The organism is Rhodococcus sp. M8 (assembly GCF_015654185.1).
GTDB lineage: Bacteria > Actinomycetota > Actinomycetes > Mycobacteriales > Mycobacteriaceae > Rhodococcus > Rhodococcus aetherivorans.
The window spans coordinates 3,777,307-3,795,956 of sequence record NZ_CP064065.1 but is presented as its reverse complement, the minus strand read 5'-3'; the positions used below and the strand labels follow the sequence as shown (position 1 = coordinate 3,795,956).

General features: G+C 71.5%; 16 protein-coding genes. 9 read left to right on the top strand and 7 right to left on the bottom strand.

What is annotated here, in order from left to right; all coding sequences use genetic code 11:
* The first annotated feature begins 111 nt into the window (after positions 1-111).
* From ISO16_RS17185 to ISO16_RS17165, 5 genes are read left to right on the top strand one after another with little or no spacing between them, the layout of a single operon-like run.
* Positions 112-4,167 (top strand): bifunctional nitrate reductase/sulfite reductase flavoprotein subunit alpha, encoded by a 4,056-nt coding sequence (locus tag ISO16_RS17185; protein WP_072633796.1) that lies wholly within the window; start codon positions 112-114, stop codon positions 4,165-4,167.
* 60 nt (positions 4,168-4,227) lie between these two features.
* On the top strand, positions 4,228-4,632 hold the full coding sequence (locus ISO16_RS17180) for a TOBE domain-containing protein (protein WP_072633795.1): 405 nt from the start codon (positions 4,228-4,230) through the stop codon (positions 4,630-4,632).
* Positions 4,633-4,670: 38 nt separating this feature from the next.
* Positions 4,671-5,402 (top strand): molybdate ABC transporter substrate-binding protein, encoded by a 732-nt coding sequence (gene modA / locus ISO16_RS17175; protein ID WP_072633875.1) that lies wholly within the window; start codon positions 4,671-4,673, stop codon positions 5,400-5,402.
* On the top strand, positions 5,399-6,193 hold the full coding sequence (locus ISO16_RS17170) for an ABC transporter permease (RefSeq protein ID WP_072633794.1): 795 nt from the start codon (positions 5,399-5,401) through the stop codon (positions 6,191-6,193). Before modA ends, ISO16_RS17170 begins: the two co-directional genes overlap by 4 nt.
* Complete coding sequence (locus ISO16_RS17165; RefSeq protein WP_072633793.1) at positions 6,190-7,248, top strand: sulfate/molybdate ABC transporter ATP-binding protein; 1,059 nt, start codon at positions 6,190-6,192, stop codon at positions 7,246-7,248. The genes ISO16_RS17170 and ISO16_RS17165 overlap by 4 nt, the downstream gene beginning before the upstream one ends.
* Before the next feature lie 78 nt (positions 7,249-7,326).
* Here ISO16_RS17165 and ISO16_RS17160 read toward each other — a convergent pair whose 3' ends face one another.
* Entirely contained in the window at positions 7,327-8,871 is a 1,545-nt protein-coding gene (locus ISO16_RS17160; protein WP_072633792.1) for a DUF4185 domain-containing protein, read from the bottom strand.
* Positions 8,872-8,944: 73 nt separating this feature from the next.
* Entirely contained in the window at positions 8,945-10,222 is a 1,278-nt protein-coding gene (locus tag ISO16_RS17155; protein WP_029546780.1) for an MFS transporter, read from the bottom strand.
* Positions 10,223-10,344: 122 nt separating this feature from the next.
* Between ISO16_RS17155 and ISO16_RS17150 the strand changes: the two genes are divergently transcribed.
* Entirely contained in the window at positions 10,345-11,214 is an 870-nt protein-coding gene (locus tag ISO16_RS17150) for a class II glutamine amidotransferase (RefSeq protein ID WP_072633791.1), read from the top strand.
* Between the two features lie 3 nt (positions 11,215-11,217).
* Here ISO16_RS17150 and ISO16_RS17145 read toward each other — a convergent pair whose 3' ends face one another.
* Entirely contained in the window at positions 11,218-12,144 is a 927-nt protein-coding gene (locus ISO16_RS17145) for an NAD-dependent epimerase/dehydratase family protein (protein WP_050036214.1), read from the bottom strand.
* A gap of 129 nt (positions 12,145-12,273) precedes the next feature.
* Between ISO16_RS17145 and ISO16_RS17140 the strand changes: the two genes are divergently transcribed.
* Positions 12,274-12,969, top strand: a complete 696-nt coding sequence (locus tag ISO16_RS17140; protein ID WP_072633790.1) for a TetR/AcrR family transcriptional regulator — start codon at positions 12,274-12,276, stop codon at positions 12,967-12,969.
* Between the two features lie 55 nt (positions 12,970-13,024).
* Positions 13,025-13,633 carry a YqgE/AlgH family protein gene (locus ISO16_RS17135; protein WP_006934398.1) on the top strand — a complete coding sequence of 203 codons (609 nt, stop codon included), beginning with the start codon at positions 13,025-13,027 and terminating at the stop codon, positions 13,631-13,633.
* A 12-nt stretch (positions 13,634-13,645) separates the two neighbouring features.
* Here the strand turns inward: ISO16_RS17135 and ISO16_RS17130 are convergent, their stop codons facing one another.
* Positions 13,646-15,034 (bottom strand): glutamate decarboxylase, encoded by a 1,389-nt coding sequence (locus ISO16_RS17130; RefSeq protein WP_072633789.1) that lies wholly within the window; start codon positions 15,032-15,034, stop codon positions 13,646-13,648.
* 97 nt (positions 15,035-15,131) lie between these two features.
* Positions 15,132-16,085 (bottom strand): DUF1648 domain-containing protein, encoded by a 954-nt coding sequence (locus ISO16_RS17125; RefSeq protein WP_072633788.1) that lies wholly within the window; start codon positions 16,083-16,085, stop codon positions 15,132-15,134.
* Between the two features lie 133 nt (positions 16,086-16,218).
* Between ISO16_RS17125 and ISO16_RS17120 the strand changes: the two genes are divergently transcribed.
* Positions 16,219-16,872, top strand: coding sequence for a hemerythrin domain-containing protein (locus ISO16_RS17120; RefSeq protein ID WP_072633787.1), 654 nt, complete (start codon positions 16,219-16,221; stop codon positions 16,870-16,872).
* A 34-nt stretch (positions 16,873-16,906) separates the two neighbouring features.
* Here the strand turns inward: ISO16_RS17120 and ISO16_RS17115 are convergent, their stop codons facing one another.
* Both ISO16_RS17115 and ISO16_RS17110 read right to left on the bottom strand, forming a co-directional pair.
* Positions 16,907-18,052, bottom strand: coding sequence for a response regulator transcription factor (locus ISO16_RS17115; protein ID WP_072633786.1), 1,146 nt, complete (start codon positions 18,050-18,052; stop codon positions 16,907-16,909).
* A 121-nt stretch (positions 18,053-18,173) separates the two neighbouring features.
* A complete protein-coding gene (locus tag ISO16_RS17110) occupies positions 18,174-18,578 on the bottom strand; it encodes an SdpI family protein (protein ID WP_072633785.1) in 405 nt (134 codons plus the stop codon).
* Positions 18,579-18,650: the final 72 nt, after the last annotated feature.

Below are 18,650 nucleotides of genomic sequence, written 5' to 3'. Positions count from 1 at the left end.
GTGAGCCAGATGTCACCGGGGACTCACCACGGTTAATGCCCACGAAACACGGTGTCGGGAGCATGAGACCTGGCCGGAGGAACGTGGCCGACCCAGGTGAGGAGCGGTTCGATGCAGGGCGAGATCACGAAGGTCAAGACCGCCTGCTCATACTGCGGCGTGGGCTGCGGCATGGTGCTGGAGGTCGGCCTCGACCCCGCCACCGGCGCCCGCCGGGTGCTCGACGCGTACGGCGACAAGGAGCACCCCACCAACCTCGGGCGCCTGTGCACGAAGGGGGCGACCAGCGCCGAGGTGCTGGCCGCCGGCGGGCGGATGGAGAGCGCGTACCGTCGCGCCGAACGCGGCGGTGCGCCGGTGCCCGTGGAGGTCGACGCCGCGATCGCCGAGACCGCCCGCCGGTTGCGGGAGGTGCTCGACGAGCACGGACCCGACGCCCTGTCCTTCTATGTCTCCGGCCAGATGTCCCTCGAAGCCCAGTACCTGATCACCAAGCTCGCGAAGGGGTTCGTCGGCACCAACAACGTCGAGTCCAACTCGCGGTTGTGCATGGCCAGCGCCGGCACCGGCTACAAGCAGTCGCTCGGCGCGGACGGCCCGCCCGGCTCCTACCAGGACTTCGACCACGCGGACCTGTTCTTCGTCAGCGGCGCGAACATGGCCGACTGCCACCCCATCCTCTTCCTCAGGATGATGAACCGGGTCAAGGCCGGTGCGAAGCTCGTCGTCGTCGACCCCCGCCGCACGGCCACCGCCGAGAAGGCGGACCTGTTCCTGCAGATCGCGCCGGGGACCGACCTGGCGCTGCTGAACGGCCTGCTGCACCTGATCGTCGAGAACGGGCACGTCGACCGGGCGTTCGTGGCGGAATTCACCGAGGGCTGGGACGCCATGCCCGGGTTCCTCGCCGACTACACCCCCGCACGCGTCGCGGAGATCACCGGACTGGCCGAGGAAGACATCCGCACGGCCGCGCGGTGGATCGGCGAGGCCGGTGACTGGATGTCGTGCTGGACCATGGGCCTGAACCAGAGTACCCACGGCACCTGGAACACCAACGCGATCTGCAACCTGCATCTGGCCACCGGCGCGATCTGCCGCACCGGCAGCGGCCCGTTCTCGCTCACCGGCCAGCCCAACGCCATGGGCGGCCGCGAGATGGGATACATGGGGCCCGGCCTGCCGGGGCAGCGCTCCGTCCTCGTCGACGCCGAGCGGGCCTTCGTCGAACAGCAGTGGGGGCTGCCGTCCGGCGCGATCCCCACCACGGTCGGCAAGGGCACCGTCGACATGTTCGAGCAGATGGCCGCGGGCGTCATCCGGGCCTGCTGGATCATCTGCACCAATCCGGTTGCCTCCGTGGCCAATCGACGCACCGTCGTCGAAGCTCTCGAGAAGGCCGATTTCGTCGTCGCGCAGGACGTCTTTCTCGAGACCGAAACCACCGCGTATGCAGACGTCCTGCTGCCGGGAGCGCTGTGGGCGGAGTCGGAGGCGGTGATGGTCAACTCCGAGCGCAACCTGACGCTGCTGCAGCAGGCGATCGATCCGGTCGGCCAGGCCCTGCCGGACTGGCAGATCATCGCGCGCGTCGCCTGCGCCATGGGCTACGCCGAGGCGTTCACCTACTCCTGCCCCGAGGAGATCTTCGAGGAGATCACGCGCTTCTGGAACCCCAAGACCGGATACGACCTGCGCGGAATCACGTACGACCGGTTGCGCGAGACCCCCGTGCAATGGCCGTGCCCGCCGGACGCCGCGACCGACCGGAACCCGATCCGCTATCTCAACGACGGGGTGAGCCAGACCCTGCTGAGGTCGGAGGACGGCACCGCCCCCCGGCTGCGGTTCGCCACCGCCACCGGCAGGGCCGCGTTCCACCCCCGACCACACATGCTGCCGGCCGAGATGCCCGACGACGACTTCCCCGTCGTGCTCGGCACCGGCCGCGTCCAGCACCAGTGGCACACTCTTACCAAGACGGGGAAGGTCGCCAAGCTCAACAAGCTGAACCCCGGACCCTTCGTCGAGATCAACCCCGGCGATGCGCAACGACTCTCGATCGCGGACGGTGACCAGGTGGAGGTCGCGTCCCGCCGGGGCCGGGCGGTGCTGCCGGCCGTGGTCACCGACCGGGTACGGCCGGGATGCTGCTTCGCCCCGTTCCACTGGAACGACATGTTCGGGGAGTACCTGTCGGTCAACGCGGTCACCAACGACGCCGTCGATCCCGCGTCGCTGCAGCCGGAGTTCAAGGTGTGCGCGGTGTCGCTGACCAAGGTGGCAACGCCCGCCCGGCCCGAACCGTCGGGTGCACCGGCCGACCGGCTCGCCTCGACGCTCGGACTGGGGGACGTCGCGCCGCCCGTGCTCGATGATCTCGAAAAGCGTTATCTGACTGGATTTCTCACGGGATTCCGGGAGTCCGGACAGGCGGGTGTGCCGGTGCTCCCGGCGTCGGCTCCCCTTCCGGCTGCCACCCGGGCATGGGTGGACGGGCTGCTCGCGGGGCACTTCGCGCACGCCGCACCGGACCGCGACGAGGCCGACGGGGCGCCGCCGGTGGTGGTGGCGTGGGCGTCGCAGACCGGCAACGCCGAGGAGTTCGCCCGGATGTGCGCCGAGCGCCTCCGCGCCGCGGGCCGGCCCGCCGCCCTGGTCGGGATGGACGACTACGACGTGTCCGCGCTGACCGGGGTGCGCGACCTGCTCGTCATCACCAGCACCTTCGGCGACGGCGACGCCCCGGACAACGGCACCGCCTTCTGGAACGCCCTCAACAGTGACGACACGCCCCGCCTTCCCGACACCCGCTACGCCGTGCTGGCGTTCGGGGACTCGAGCTACGACGACTTCTGCGGTCACGGCCGCCGCATCGACGAGCGGCTCGCCGAACTCGGGGCCACCCGGCTCACGCAACGGGTGGACTGTGAGCCCGACTACGACGAACCGGCCGGCGAATGGCTCGCCGTCGTCGAAAAACTCGTGCGTCCTGACGGTGCCGCACCGGCCGCGCCCACCCCGGGACCCCCGGCGAAGCCCGAACCCGCCTACAGCCGGAAGGTGCCGCTCGTCACCCGGCTGACCCGGAACGTCCCGCTCAGTGGACCGGGGTCGTCGAAGGACGTGCGCCAGTTCGGATTCGAGCTGTACGACCCGGACTTCGTGTACGAGGCGGGAGACGCGCTCGGCGTGATGCCCACCAACGGACCCGAGACGGTCGACGAATGGCTGCAGGTCACCGCGCTCGACCCGGAAACACCCGTGGAATTCGCCGATCTGCCGACCATTCCCCTGCGCGAGGCCGCCACCCGGCACCTCGAGATCGCTCGGGTAACCCCGGAGCTGCTGCGGTTCGTCCACGAGCAGACCCAGAGCACGGAGCTGGCCAAGCTGCTGCGACCGGGTAACAAGATCGAGCTGCAGCAGTGGTTGTGGGGCAAACAGGCGATGGACGTGATCTCGGCGTATCCGTTCAAGGCGCCGATCGAGGAGTGGCTGCCCGTGCTCAAGCGGCTGCAGCCCCGTATGTACTCGATCTCGTCGAGCCCGCGGACCAACCCCCGCGAGGTGCAGCTGACCGTCTCGGTGGTGCGTTACAGCTACGAGGGCATCGGCCGGGCCGGGGTGTGCTCGAGCTTCCTCGCCGACCACAGTCACGGCGTCGACATCCCCATCTTCGTCCAGCGCAGCACCCACTTCCGGCCGCCCCGGACGCCGGAGACCCCGATGATCATGGTCGGTCCCGGCACCGGCATCGCGCCGTTCCGCGCCTTCCTGCACGATCGCCGCGAGATGGGCCACACCGGCCGGAACTGGCTGTTCTTCGGCGATCAGCGGTCCTCCACCGACTACCTGTACCGGGACGAGATCGAGGCGATGCACGCCGACGGCTTCCTCACCCGGCTCGACCTGGCCTTCTCCCGCGACCAGCGGCAGAAGGTCTACGTGCAGGACCGGATGCGCGAGCACGGGGCGCAGCTGTGGAAGTGGTTGCAGGACGGTGCCCACTTCTACGTGTGCGGCGACGCGAGCCGGATGGCCAAGGACGTCGACGAGACGCTGCGCGAGGTGGTGCAGGTGCACGGCAGGCTCGACGAGGAGGACGCCGAAACGTACGTCAAGCAGCTCGCCGCCGAGAAGCGCTACGTGCGCGACGTGTACTGATCCGCAAATTCGTTTCAGTACGCTTGATAGGTCCGCAGAAGCGGAAGTAGTGTCTGTTTTGTGACGCAGATTCGCATCAAGGATGCCGCCCGGCTGCTCGGCGTCAGCGACGACACCGTCCGGCGGTGGATCGACCAGGGCGCCCTGGCGGCCGGCAAGGACGGGGCCGGCCGCAAGATCGTCGAGGGGGCCGACCTTGCCGAGTTCGCCCGCCGTCAGGCGGACGAGGCACCCGATCTGCTCGGCGTGGGCAGCTCCGCCCGCAACCGGTTCGCCGGGATCGTGACCCGCGTGGTGTCCGACACCGTCATGGCGCAGGTGGAGATGCAGTGCGGCCCGCACCGCGTCGTGTCGCTGATGAGCACCGAGGCCGTCCGTGAACTCGGCCTCGAACCGGGCAGCCTCGGGGTGGCCGTCGTCAAGGCCACAACGGTGATCGTCGAAACCCCGGCGGGTGCGTCGTGAGACGGCGGGAGGCAGTCGTCGTCGTGCTCTCGGCGCTGATGCTCGCCGCATGCGGCTCCGGTGGCGACGGCGACCCTGCGCCCGCCACGGCGGTCACCGGCGAGCTGACCGTGTTCGCGGCCGCGTCGCTGCAGGTACCGTTCCGGGAGATCGAAGTGCGGTTCGAGGCCGAAAATCCCGGCACGGATGTTGTTTTCGACTTTGCCGGCTCGGCCGACCTCGTCGCGCGGTTGTCCCAGGGTGCCCCCGCCGATGTCTTCGCCTCCGCAGACACGGCGAACATGACCAGGGCCGTCGATGCCGGTCTCGTGGCCGGCGAACCCGTGAACTTCGCGGCCAACACCCTCACCATCGTCACCGAACCCGGAAACCCCGAGGACGTGCAGACTTTCGCGGATCTGAGCCGTCCCGGACTCGACGTCGTCGTGTGTGCGCCGCAGGTACCGTGCGGCGCCGCGGCCGCCCGCGTCGAGGACGTCGCCGGCGTCACCCTCGAGCCGGTCAGCGAGGAATCCTCGGTGACGGACGTGCTCGGCAAGGTCGCCACCGGGCAGGCCGACGCCGGGCTCGTCTACGTCACCGACGCTCTGCGCGCCGGCGACGACGTGACCGCCGTGCCGTTCCCCGAGTCCGCGGCGGCCGTCAACACCTACCCCGTCGCCGTCCTCGCCGAGGGCGCGAACCTCGTGACGGCGGCGGCGTTCGTCGCGTACGTGACCGGCTCCGAGGGACGACGGATCCTCGCCGAGAAGGGATTCGCGGCCCCGTGACGCGCGTCCGACCGGCCGGGCTGCCGACGTGGATCCACGTCCCCGCGATCGTCGGCGGACTGTTCGTCGCCCTGCCGCTGCTGTCGCTGATCCTCGCCGTCGACTGGCGGCGCTTCCCGGAACTGGTGACATCCGAGGCATCCCTGCAGGCCCTGACGCTGAGCCTGCGCACCGCGGTGGCCGCCACGGTGCTGTGTGTCCTGCTCGGCGTGCCGATGGCGACCGTGCTCGCGCGCAGCACCGTGCGTTTCCTTCCGGTGCTGCGCTCGCTCGTGCTGCTGCCGCTCGTGCTGCCGCCCGTGGTCGGCGGGATCGCACTGTTGTACACCTTCGGGCGCCGCGGACTGATCGGCGAGCACCTCGAGGTGCTCGGAATCCGTATCGCGTTCTCCACCACGGCAGTTGTCCTCGCGCAGACGTTCGTCGCGCTGCCGTTCCTGGTGATGAGCCTCGAGGGCACCCTGCGCACCGCCGGCACCCGGTACGAGGCGGTCGCCGCGACGCTCGGGGCGCCGCCCACCACCGTCTTCCGCAGGGTCACCCTGCCGCTCGTGCTGCCGGGCCTCGCGTCCGGCACCGTGCTGGCCTTCGCGCGGGCCCTCGGCGAGTTCGGGGCCACCCTCACCTTCGCCGGCAGCCTCCAGGGTGTCACCCGCACGTTGCCGCTCGAGATCTATCTCCAGCGCGAGACCGACGCCGACGCGGCGGTGGCGTTGTCGCTGCTGCTCGTCGTGGCCGCCCTCGTGATCGTCGTCGCCGCGCGGGGGCGGCGGATCGCGGGCGGACTGTGACCGGCCTGCGGCTGCGTGCCCGGGTCGGGTCCCGCGACGTCGACCTGGCTGTCGCCGTGGAGTCCGGCCGCGTGCTCGCGGTCCTGGGACCCAACGGCGCCGGCAAGTCGACGCTGCTGAACGTGCTCGCCGGATTGCTGCAGCCCGACGACGGTCGCATCGAACTCGACGGGTGCGTGCTCACCGACACCGCGGCGGGCGTGGCCGTGCCGCCGCACCGTCGCGGGGTGGCCCTGCTCGCGCAGCAGCCGCTGCTGTTCCCGCACCTGAGCGTCCTCGACAACGTCGCCTTCGCTCCCCGCAGCGCGGGCCGCGGCCGATCGGCCGCCCGCGCCGCGGCGTTGCGGCAGCTCGCCGCCGTCGACGCGACGGAGCTCGCCGACCGCCGGCCGCACCAGCTCTCCGGGGGGCAGGCCCAGCGCGTCGCGATTGCCCGCGCGCTGGCGGCCGACCCGCGTTTGTTGCTGCTCGACGAACCGATGGCCGCCCTCGACGTGACGGCCGCCCCGGCCGTGCGGTCGCTGCTGCGCACCGTCCTGCGCGGTCCGGGACGCACGGCGCTGGTGGTCACCCACGACCCCCTCGATGCCCTGGCGCTCGCCGACCGGGCCGTGGTGCTCGACGACGGCCGGATCGTCGAGGAGGGCACGGTGCGCGACGTGCTGTCCCGGCCGCGCAGTGCCTTCGCGGCCCGCATCGCGGGCCTGAACCTGCTCGCCGGCACCGTCACCGCGGACGGACTCGACACCCCCGTCGGCCGGGTCCGCGGTGTGCTCGACGACGACTGTGCCCCAGGGAATTCGGCGGTGGCGGTGTTCACCCCCGCCGCCGTCGCGGTCTATCCCGAGGAACCCCACGGCAGCCCCCGCAACTCGTTCGCCGTCGTCGTCGGCGAGCTCGAGGTCCACGGTGCCACCGTCCTCGTCCGGGCCGCCGAGTCCGGAATCACCGCCGAGGTCACCACGTCCGCGGCCGCCGATCTCGCGCTCGCACCGGGTGCGACGATGTGGTTCGTCGTCAAGGCCACCGAGGTCCGCATCCATGCCGCCCGCTGACCGAGCGAATGTATCGTTCCGTCGGACTGAGGAGGTGAACGATACATTCGCTCGGCTCACGTTGCGCGCGAGAGTGATTCAGTTCAGGCGGGCGCGCATCAGGTAGACGTTGTAGCTGTCCCACTCGGACACGGTGAAGTACAGGTCCGCGCCGTGGGACCACGGGTGCATGAAGCCGCCGTATGCCTTCGGGTAGTCCGAGGTCCGTACCAGCGTCGCGGCATCGGACCAGACGCCCTGCGGCGAATCCGACTCGCGGAGAACGATTTCGCCCGCGATCGGTTCCAGGTAGCTCATCTGCCAGCGGCCTCGTCCGGCGTCGAACCGCACCGACAGCTCGCTCGCCGCGCCGTCGGCGAGCGGGGTGGCGAGCTGCTCGAAGACGGGCATCCAGCGGTCGTGCACCCAGTACTGGTACGCGGAGGGATCGAGCACGTCGTCGACCGGCACGCGGGCCAGGCCCACCGATCCGACGCGGCCGTTCGGAGTGCCGAACATGTAGACGTGGTCGCCGTGCGGCACCATCGTCGCGACCTGGAACCGGCCGAGCCCGAACACGTTGTCCCAGCGGGCATGCGGGTCCTTCGTCCATGTCTGGCCGTGGTCGTCGGAGTAGGCGATGCCGCCGTGGTTGGTGTACCACATGCCCGGCACGACGCTCCACCGTCGCACCGACATGTAGCTCAGGTACTGGCGGTCGCCGATCGCGAAGCCGGAGGTGGGGATGACGGTCGTCTCGAAGTTCTTCACATGCCGGGCGTCGAGGATCTCCGCGGCGTGGCAGGGGCTGTCCTGCACCATCGCGTCGATGGTGAGGCCGTCCGCCAGGTCGGTGTCGCGGCTGAATGCCAGGACGTTGCTGCGCCAGTCTCCGCCGGCCCCGCCCGGCGGCGTCCATTCGAGCCCGAACGTGTCCCCGAAGGCGAGGGCGACCTCGCCGGGGCGCGTCTCCCACACGATGCCGAGGTCGGTGCCGTGCACGGCCCAGCGCGCATCGGTGCGGTTCTCCGAGCCGGGACCGGTCAGCTGGGAGACCAGCTCGACGTCGCCCACGGCGGGGGCGGGTGGCCGGGCGGTGACGGTACCCGGCTCGAACGGCGGATTCTCCCGTGGCGGGGCCGGTGGGACGGGTGCACCCGGCGCGCCGGGCACGGGAATCGGGATCGTCTCCGGCTGCGGATCCAGCTCGACGCGCGGCAGGTAACTCGAGGACCCGCTCGAGCCGGCAGACCCACTCGAGCCACTCGAGCCGCTCGAGCCACTCGAGACGCCGGGCAGGGCGTCGGGAGCGCCCGTCGCGAAACCGAGGTCCGGGCACGGGTCGGCGCACGGGTCGGCGGGCAACGGCTCCTGCGGCACGCGGGTGTTGTCCGGCGCCGGGCCGGGGACCGGGACCGGGACGATCTCGGGGTACGGCAGGGGGATCTTCACGACGGGCGGGATCTCGATCCGTGGCAGCTGCGGCGCGTCGGGGTCCGGGGGCTCGACCGCGGGATCGAAGCCCGGTTCGCCGCACGAGTTGACGGGCGGGGCGGGCGACGCCTGGGCGGGCAGCGCGAACAGCGGCAGGGTCGACGAGACCAGGGCGAGAACAGCCAGCGGCGTGCGGTGCCTGCGTGCCATCGCGTTCTCCTCCGGATACTCGGGGAAATGCCCCGGAGAACCTAACAAATCCGGCGCCCGAAACCGCGGAGACTCACATGCGGAGCCGCCGGATCGTCGTCGCCGCGACCAGACCGGCGACGTACACCGCCACCCCGGCGAGCGCGAGCGCCGGGCTGCGGCCGTCGGGCGCGACGACCAGGGCGCCCGCGACGATCGCCGCGAGGAACGCCATGTTGAACACGGTGTCCTGCAGGGCGAAGACCTGCCCGCGACGGGCGTCGTCGATCTCGATCTGCATCGCGGCGTCCCCGGTGAGCTTGATGGTCTGACCGACGAGACCCAGCAGGAACGCGGCGACGAGCAGTCCCGTCTCGTCGAACCCGGTGACGAGGACGAGCTGGACGACGCCCGCGCAGATCAGTGCCGTGACGACGGTGCGGGGCCGGCCGAGGCGCGGGATGACGAGCGGGGCGGCGACCGCCGCGACGAGCATCCCGGTGGCGGTGGCGCCCACGGCGACGCCGAACCCGACGAGCCCGCCCGGCAGCGTGGCCCCGTCGGCGTCGCGCAGCACCAGCACCATGATGAGTGTGTCGATGCCGAACACGATGCGGTGCGCACCGATACCGATCATCGCGACCGTGACCCCCGGTGCCTCCCACACCGCCGTGGCACCGGTGTGCAGACCGGCGGCGACGGCCCGGATCGGGTGGCGCAGCACGGCACGGTCGGGACCGAGCGCATGACGGGCGAAGCCGCCGGCGGCGAGCGCGGCGACCACGGAGCCCGAGACGCCGAGCGCCACCGCCACCCCGGAGCCGAAGTCGCCTTCCCCGACGAGGCCGATCGTGGTGACCGCGATGCCCGCCCCGAGGGCAGAGATCCCCGATCCTACCGTCGCGAGCACGGAATTGACCGGTACGAGCCATGATTGGCGCACGACGTGCGGGAGGGACGCCGACACCCCGGCGAGCACGAAGCGACTGACGCCGACGGCGGCGAGCGCGAGCAGCAGCAGCGCGGTGGATCCGCCGCCGGTGAGGAGCAGCGCCGACATGGCGAGGATGAGCACGCCGCGCAGGGCATTGGCGGCGAGCAGCACCAGCCGGCGGTCCCAGCGGTCGAGCAGCGCGCCGGCGAACGGCCCGACCACCGAGTAGGGCAGCAGCAACACCGCGAATCCCGCGGCGATCGCGGCGGGATCGGTCTGGCGCTCCGGATTGAACAGGATCGCCCCACCGAGGGCGGCCTGGAACAGTCCGTCCCCGAACTGGCTGGCGAAGCGGACGACCGTCAGCCGCGCCAGTCCCGGCGATCGGCGCAGAGCCGTCGCCGTGGATCGCCACGCCTGCCGTCTCGACTCCCGCACAGTGTCCGACACTATCCGTCCGGTGCGGGGTCGCCCCGCGACGACGGTTCCGCCTCCCCGGCGAGGTTTTCCGGCCTACCCTCGGCGCAACCGGCAACTTCCGGAAGAGGGGACGTCCCGTCATGTGCCGACTGTTCGGGTTGACCGCCGCGCCGCACCGGGTGCACGCCACCTTCTGGCTGCTCGACGCATCGGATTCGCTCGCCCGGCAGAGCCGGCGTGAACCGGACGGCACCGGGCTCGGGACGTTCACCGACGACGGCCGCCCGGTGGTGGAGAAGCAGCCGCTGGCGGCGTACGAGGACCGCGCGTTCGCCACGGAGGCGAAGGAGCGGCGGTCACAGACGTTCCTCGCACACATCCGGTTCGCCTCGACGGGAGGCCTGGACGTGGGCAACACGCACCCGTTCGAGCAGCGCGGGCGGCTGTTCGCCCACAACGGCGTCCTCGGCGATCTGCCGCGGCTCGAGGCCGAGCTCGGCCCGTACCGCGACCTGGTGACGGGCGAGACGGACTCGGAGCGCTTCTTCGCGCTCGTCACCCGTCGCATCGACGAGCACGGCGGCGACGTCGGCGCGGGGCTGACTGCCGCGGTCCGGTGGGCCGCCGAGAATCTGCCCGTCTACGCGTTGAACGTCGTGCTCACGACCGCGACGCAGTTGTGGGCGCTGCGTTATCCGGACACCCACGACCTGTTCGTCCTCGAGCGTCCCGCCGGCGGCCCGCAGGGCGGCCGCCATCTCGAGCATGCCAGCGAGGCCGGCACGGTCCGGGTGCGCTCGGGCCACCTGGCACGGCACCCGGCGGTCGTGGTCGCCAGCGAGCGCATGGACGAGGATCCGGGTTGGTCGGACCTGCGCTGCGGGGAGCTGCTGCACGTCGACGGCGAGCTCCGGGTCACCCGCACCGTCGTCGTCGACGAGCCCCCGCGGCACCCGATCACGCTCGCGGACCTCGACGAGCGGGCGGCCGCCTCCCAGACCGGGAAGTGAGTGTCACCGCTCGCGCCACCATCGCACCGTCGCGGCCGCGGCCTCGGGCAGCGGCGTCGGGCGCAGGCCGAGGAGTTCCTCGCTGTACGCGGAGTCCATGACGAACGGATCGGTGAACTGGTAGAGCATCTCGGTCAGTTCGCGGGCGTCGCGGTTGACCAGCGCGGCGCCGCGCAGCATCCAGGTGGGAATCGTGCCGACCTTCGGAGCCGGCACCTGCGCGGCCGCGGCGAACGCGGCGACGAGGTCGCGCTGCGTGCCGGCCGGACCGGTGGGAGCGTGCAGGACCCGGTTCCACACCGCGGGATTCGCCGCGGCCGCGATCATGGCGGCGGCCAGGTCCGGCACGTACGTGAACGAGTGCGGCACGTCGGGTGAGCCGAGCACGCGGGGGCTGCGCCCGGCCAGGATGGCCGGCACCATCCGCTCGCCCGCGTGGGCGGTGCGGGCGTGGGGGCCGAAGAAGTCGGACGCGACCACGCTCACGGTCGGGGTGGCGCTTTCGGCGCGGCGGTCCAGCAGTCGGGCCCGCACGCCCCGCTTGCCGGTGGTGCTCGCGCGCGGCGAGTCCTCGGTCATGACCCGGTCCGGTTCGCTGTAGGAGTACAGGCTCTCGGGGAAGACCACCACCGCGCCCGTGCGCCCGGCCGCCTCGAGGACCGTGCTCTCCGCCGCCGGCAGTTCGCGCTCCCAGATGTCGGCGCGGTAGGCCGAGCCGTGGATGCAGTGGTACACGGCACCGGCACCCTCGAGCGCGGGGCCGAGCCGGGCGGGATCGGAGACGTCGACCCGGCGGCGTTCGACGAGCGGGTGCTCGGGGCCGTTGCCGGACCGGGTGAGGACGCGGACGCGGTGGCCCCGGTCGGCGAGTTGTTCGGCGACGGTCCAGCCGACCGGCCCGGCTCCGGTGACGACCTGCAGATTCGACATGGTGGTCAGCTCCTTCGAAATGTGAGCACTGCTCTCTGTCTGACATCACGATGCGCCCCCGGGTGCGCAAAGTCAAGAGCAGTGCTCACTTTTGTTGACGGTGCTCGCACATCTGGCAGGGTGAGGGACATGACCGGAACCCCCCGCGCCCGCGCCCGGCAGCAGACGATGGCCGACATCCTGCGGATCGGCCGCGAACACCTCTCCACCCACGGAGCCGCCGCGCTGTCCCTGCGCGCCGTCGCCCGCGACCTCGGCGTCGTCTCCTCGGCGGTGTACCGCTACGTCGCCAGCCGCGACGAACTGCTCACCCTCCTCGTCGTCGACGGCTACACCGAACTCGCCGACACGGTCGACGAGGCGCTCGCCGACGTCGCCGCGGACGCCCACGCCGAGCAGTTCCGCGTGCTCGGCCACGCGGTGCGCGCCTGGGCGCTGCGCGAACCCGCGCGCTACGCCCTGCTGTTCGGCAGCCCGGTCCCCGGCTACCACGCCCCCGCCGAGCGGACCACGGGTCCGGGCACCCGTGTCGTCGTCCGGCTCGTCCGCATCCTCGGCGACGCCCACGCCGCCGGCACCCTCCGCATCCCCACCACCGTCGCCGTGCCGGACACCCTCACCGCCGACCTGGGCCGGATCCGCGCCGAACTCGGCACCGGCGTTCCCGACGCCGTCCTCGCGCGCGGCGTGCTGGTCTGGGCCGCCCTGTTCGGGGCCGTGAACTTCGAGGTCTTCGGCCAGTACGGCACCGACACCTTCACCGACCCCGGGCAGCTGTTCGACCATCACCTCGCGGTGCTCGCCGAGACCGTCGGGCTGTCCTGAACAACTCCCCCGCCTTGCCGCCACGCGCCGTCGGCGACGGTGGGATGATGTCGGGGTGGCGCAGCATCAGGACGAACCCGAGGACCGCACGGCACCGGCGACACCGGCCGTCCGGCCCGGAACCCTGCTCGTGTCGGCCACCGACCTCGTCGAGCCGACCTTCCGGCGAACGGTCGTCTACATCATCGAGCACGGCGACGTGGGCAGCCTCGGCGTGGTGCTCAACCGCACCAGCGACACCGCGGTCCAGGCCGTGCTGCCGCAGTGGACGGCGCTCAGCGCCGATCCGAAGGCGCTCTACGTCGGCGGCCCCGTCCGGCGCGACTCGGCGCTGTGCCTGGGCACGCTGCGCGTCGGCGTCTCCGTCGAGGGCGTGCCGGGGGTGCGCCGGATCGACGGGCGGGTGGTCATGATCGACCTCGACTCCGACCCGGCCGTCATCGGCCCGCTCGTGGAAGGCATCCGCATCTTCGCCGGCTACGCCGGGTGGAGCGCCGGCCAGCTCGATGGCGAACTCCGCAACGACGACTGGATGGTCATCTCCGCCCTCCCCCAGGACATCCTCGGACCGCCGCGAGTCGACCTGTGGGCGCGGGTGCTGCGCCGGCAGCCGCTACCGCTCGCATTGCTGGCCACGCACCCCATCGAGGTCGAGCGGAACTGAGTGACCCGGCGGTCAGTGCGCGAAGTGCTGTTCGCTGGTGTGCCGGAGCGGTCCCTCCTTCCGCAACTCGGCGCACACCCGCGCGAGGTCGGCGAACAGCTGCCGCGCGAGGTCGGCGCTGAACCCCTCCCGGACCACGATCCGCAGGACCGCCACGTCCTGGGCGTCGGCCGGCATCGTGTAGGCCGGCACCTGCCAGCCGTGTGTCCGCAGCTCGTGCGAGACGTCGAACACGGTGAAGCCCGGATCCCCGGTGAGCTCGAACGCGATCACCGGGATGGCGGTGCCGTCGGAGATCAGGCGCATCCCCTCGATCCCGGCGATCTGCTCGGCCAGCCGGCACGCGGTGGACCGTAGCGTCTTCATCACCCGGCGGTATCCGTCGCGGCCGAGCCGCAGGAAGTTGTAGTACTGGCCGACTATCTGGTTCCCGGGCCGGGAGAAGTTCAGGGTGAAGGTCGGCATGTCCCCGCCGAGGTAGTTGACCCGGAAGACCAGGTCCTCGGGCAGGTACTCCTTGTCGCGCCACACCACGAACCCGATGCCCGGGTAGGTCAGGCCGTACTTGTGCCCGCTGACGTTGATCGACACCACACGCGGCACCCGGAAGTCCCACTCCAGTTCCGGATGCAGGAACGGCACGACGAATCCGCCGCTCGCCGCGTCGACATGCAGCGGCACGTCGGGACCGCCCGCGTCGGCCACGTCGTCGAGCATCCCGGCGATCTCGGCCACCGGTTCGAGCTCACCGGTGTACGTGGTACCCAGGATCGCGACGACACCGATCGTGTTCTCGTCCAACGCCTCCCGCACCTGATCGGAGGTGATCACGTAGCGGCCGGGTTCCATCGGCAGGTACTTCGCCTCCACGTCGAAGTAGCGGCAGAACTTCTCCCACACCACCTGAACGTTGCTGCCCAGCACCAGATTCGGGCGTGAGGCGTCCTGGCCGGCCGCCTGCCGCCGGGCCCGCCAGCGCCACTTGAGCGCCAGGCCCGCGAGCATCACCGCTTCGCTCGAGCCGATCGTGGACACACCCGTCGCGGACGCCGCATCGACGTCGGACAGTCCCGGCGCGTGGAACAGGTCGGCGACCATCGCCACGCAGCGTTCCTCGATCGCCGAGGTCGCCGGGTACTCGTCCTTGTCGATGAGGTTCTTGTCGAACGTCTCGGCCATGAGTACATCGGCCTGCGGCTCCATCCACGTGGTGACGAAGGTGGCGAGATTCAGCCGCGAACTGCCGTCGAGCATCAGCTCGTCGTGGATGTACCGGTACGCCTCCCCCGGATCCATCGAGTGCTTCGGCAGCCGCAGCGCCGGAACCGGCTCACTGTCGATGCGCCCGGTGTACGCCGGTTCGAGGACTCCGTCTGGGTGCAACTGCTTCCGATGGCTCACGTCGGCCTCCGTACTCGTCGGCAATCGCTCCCATTAGACCGGATCAGCCGCGTACGCGCGGGCTGTTCGCGTAGCCCGCGTCCTCGGATCGCACCGGTCAGCGACGATCGGCGAGGGTGTTGAGCGCGCCGGCCATGCGCTCGGCCTGCGACGCGGTGACGGTGAACTCCTGCCCTCCGGCGACGGTGACCACCAGCGCGGGACCGGTGATCGTGACGAGGCCGTACCGGCCCCGGCCCTTGGCGCGCAGTCCCCACCCGCCCCAGTCCTGGAAGGGACGCACGTGAGCGACCTTCGCGCCGACGATCTCGTCGAGACCGTAGTCCACCGCGGTCATCCCGAGGTTCTGCACCCGCACGCCCGTGTCGTCGACGACGACGCGGAACCGCAGCAGGCTCAGCACGAGCACGGCGACCGGCAGGAAGATCGCCAGCGGCCACCAGCTGCGCGCCGCGCCGCACACGAGGACCGCGGGGGCCAGGACCAGCGCCGCGAGCACGAGGGTGGTGCGCGTTCCGGTGCCGACCTGCTCGACGATCGGCAGCTCGACCGGGCCGCGCGGCAGCGCCGGATCGGGGCGGGCGACGGCGGATCGCCGGACCCGGTGGTCCCGCAGCAGCGACGCCCCGAGTATCCCGACGGCGACGCCGAGCGCGACGCCCGCCCCGATGCTCCACATCGGCAGCTGCGCCTGCTCGGCCGGCGCGTCCAGTTGGCCCACGAGCACCGTCGCGCACAGGGTGAACAGCAGGCCGGTCACCCCGAGACCGAGCACCAGCATGTAGCGCCGCATCATCAGCATTGCGGGGGCCAGCGCCGCGATCGCGCTGCAGCCGCCGCCGACCAGCAGGATCACCAGCGCCATCGTCCACGAGAACGACGCCGGGTCCGAGAATCCGTCCGGTGCCGACCCGGACCAGTGCGTGGCGATCCGCGGGGGCAGGCGCGACTCCCACAGTCGCGGCAGCAGCAGCGCCGCCCCGGCGGCAACGAGGGGCAGCCCCAGCCCGAACAGGGCCCCGGCGGGGTCGATCACGCGGCGGGTGGTCACGGGCCCAGCGTAGGGAACGGCGAACCGCCGCCGCCCGCCTCCCGATCTCCCCGAATGTGGGATTGAGCGCCGCCCTCGCCGGTCGCACGCTCGAAAGCAAGGGTTCGAGCACGACGGGATCGAGGTCGACGACATGACCACCACCAAGTCCACTGCATTGACCGACGACGACATGGACGTGATGACGCTGCTGCACGCCGCGTTCCGCCGCGACGCCACGCGCCTTGCGCACGTGGCCCAGACCTACGGCACCGAGAACGACGAGACGCACGACGCCCTGCTCGTCGGGTGGCACGGCTTCAGCCGGGAACTGCACCACCATCACCGGATCGAGGACACCCACATCTGGCCGCTGATGCGCCGCAAGCTCGCGGACCGCCCCGACGACCTCGCAGTGCTCGACGACATGGAGGCCGAGCACTCCCTCATCGATCCCACGCTCGCCGCACTGGAGGACGCGTTCGACGACCGGGAGCACGGCCCGCGGCAGGTGCCGCATCGGATCGACGACCTCGTGGCGCTGCTGCAGTCGCACCTCGCGCACGAGGAGCGCGACGCGTTCCCGCTCATCAAGGAGGTGATCACCGCGCAGGAATGGCAGGCGCTGTCCAAGGCCGCCGTCAAGGAACTGGCCTACAGCGACATCGCGCAGCTGGGTCCGTACGTCGTCGAGGGGGCCACCCCCGAGCAGGCCCGCCGCGTGCTGAGCGAGCTGCCCGTGCCGCTGCGGCTCGTGCACCGGTTCTGGTGGAACCCTCGCTACCGGCGCGTGCGGCGCTGGGAATGAGCTTCGCAGGCCGAGTCGCCGAGGGGCGCGCGGTTCAGCTCTTCGGGGCCGAAGCCGGCTCCGGGGAACGTCGTTCGGTGAAGAAGCCGTCGGGGCCGATGCGCTGACCGAGGCGCGGTACGTACTCGGTGTGGGCCAGCTTGGCGACGAGACTCGCGCGGCTGTTGACGCCGGTCTTGGCGAACACGGCCTTGAGGTGATCCTGCACCGTGTACGGGCTGATGCCCAGGACACGGGCCATCTCGTGACGGGTCCTGCCGGCGAGAACCTGCGTGAGTACCTCCGACTCGCGCCGGGTCAGCCCGTGCGCTGCCGCGGCCAGGCTCACGATCTCCGGGAGTTGCGCCCGCTCCACGGTCATCAGCACGCGCCGCGGCGGGTGCTCGCCGTCGAACCGCCCGACGCGGATCACGACCCACTCACCGTCGAGGGTGCGGGCCCGCAAGACCGCGGAATCCGTCCCGGATCGCCGCAGCCACAGTGCTGCCGACACCGCGGGCGCGGTGGGCACGGGCCTGCCGGGCGGCCCCCAGCCGAGCCGTTCGAAGTACTCGAGTGCGGGGACGGTGATCGACTCGAACTCGTCCTCGGGGCCGACGATCGCGACGGCAGGTCCCTCGGAGCCGGGGTGGGGGGTGCGGGTGCCGTCGCGGAACAGGGTGGTGCGCAACCCCTCCCCGATGTCGGTGAGCACCGTGCCCAGGGTCTCGAGCTCCTCGTCGGCGAACTCCGGGCCGGGCCGCCTGCTCATCGTGCACGCGCCCCAGCAGGCTCCGTCGCGGCCGCGGAAGAGCATGCGTACCTCGTCCTGCATCCCGTAGGGCGCGAGCAGTTCGGCATACTGCCGGCTGCTCCTGACGCGGTTGCCGGTCACCTCGCGGAGGGTCCGGATGGGGACCTCCCGGTGCAGCAGCGAGTCGAACCGGCCCGGTTGGGGGTCCTCGCCGTACTCGAACTCGAGGGCGGACGCATAGGCCCGCGGCACCTCGTATCCGCGGGTCGTCAGTGTGGTCGGGACGAGAGCCGCGGGATCGATGGTGGCCAGACAGACCCCGTCGTACGGCACCCGGGCGCGGATCGCGTCCAGGACCACCTCCCGGAACTCGGCGGAGTCCGTCGCCGCGGCGGCCGCGTCGCGGATCGTCGACTTCAGCCGGGCACCGGCCAGTGCCGGAGTCACCCTGTCAGTATCTCCCCCGGACGCGGGGTTGAGAACCTCTCGACCGGAGGGAACCGCGCTCAGGCGGTCACCCTGCGCCGTGCGCTGCGCTCAGGCGGTCACCCTGCGCCGTGCGCTGCGCTCAGGCGGTCGGCTCGCAGGCGCCGCGCAGGCTGCACGCCCCGCACGACGTGCCGCACCCGGCGGTCTCGGCCGGTGCGCTGGCCGCCGCGACGCGGGCGCCGATGGAGCCGCCCACACCGGCGGTGAAGAAGGCCGCGATCACGGCACCCACGACGGCGATCAGACCCGGGACCGTATCGAGCGCGAGCACGCCCACGCCGCCGAGGACGAGCAGGCCTGCCGCACCGAGCTGACTGGGGGCGGCGACCTTGTTGGCCAGGGCAAACGTCGTCTCGTCGCGCAGGGCGTCGGCGGTGCGCACGCCCGCCCACCGGTTACGCGGCAGCCGCCCGGTCAGTCCGGCGACGGCGATCCCGCCGACGGCGAGAGCGAGCACGAACAAGACGATGGCGACGATCAGCACCCCTCGAGGATACGTGGGAGGCACAGCCGCTGGTCGGGCCGGGTCGGGCCAGGCTCTACCCTGGTCGGAGGT

Coding starts and splice junctions, on each gene's coding strand:
- ISO16_RS17185 (WP_072633796.1), top strand. CDS start 112: ATGCAGGGCGAGATCACGAAGGTCAAGACCGCCTGCTCATACTGCGGC.
- ISO16_RS17120 (WP_072633787.1), top strand. CDS start 16,219: ATGACCACCACCAAGTCCACTGCATTGACCGACGACGACATGGACGTG.
- modA (WP_072633875.1), top strand. CDS start 4,671: ATGCTCGCCGCATGCGGCTCCGGTGGCGACGGCGACCCTGCGCCCGCC.
- ISO16_RS17145 (WP_050036214.1), bottom strand. CDS start 12,144: ATGTCGAATCTGCAGGTCGTCACCGGAGCCGGGCCGGTCGGCTGGACC.
- ISO16_RS17150 (WP_072633791.1), top strand. CDS start 10,345: ATGTGCCGACTGTTCGGGTTGACCGCCGCGCCGCACCGGGTGCACGCC.
- ISO16_RS17160 (WP_072633792.1), bottom strand. CDS start 8,871: ATGGCACGCAGGCACCGCACGCCGCTGGCTGTTCTCGCCCTGGTCTCG.
- ISO16_RS17140 (WP_072633790.1), top strand. CDS start 12,274: ATGACCGGAACCCCCCGCGCCCGCGCCCGGCAGCAGACGATGGCCGAC.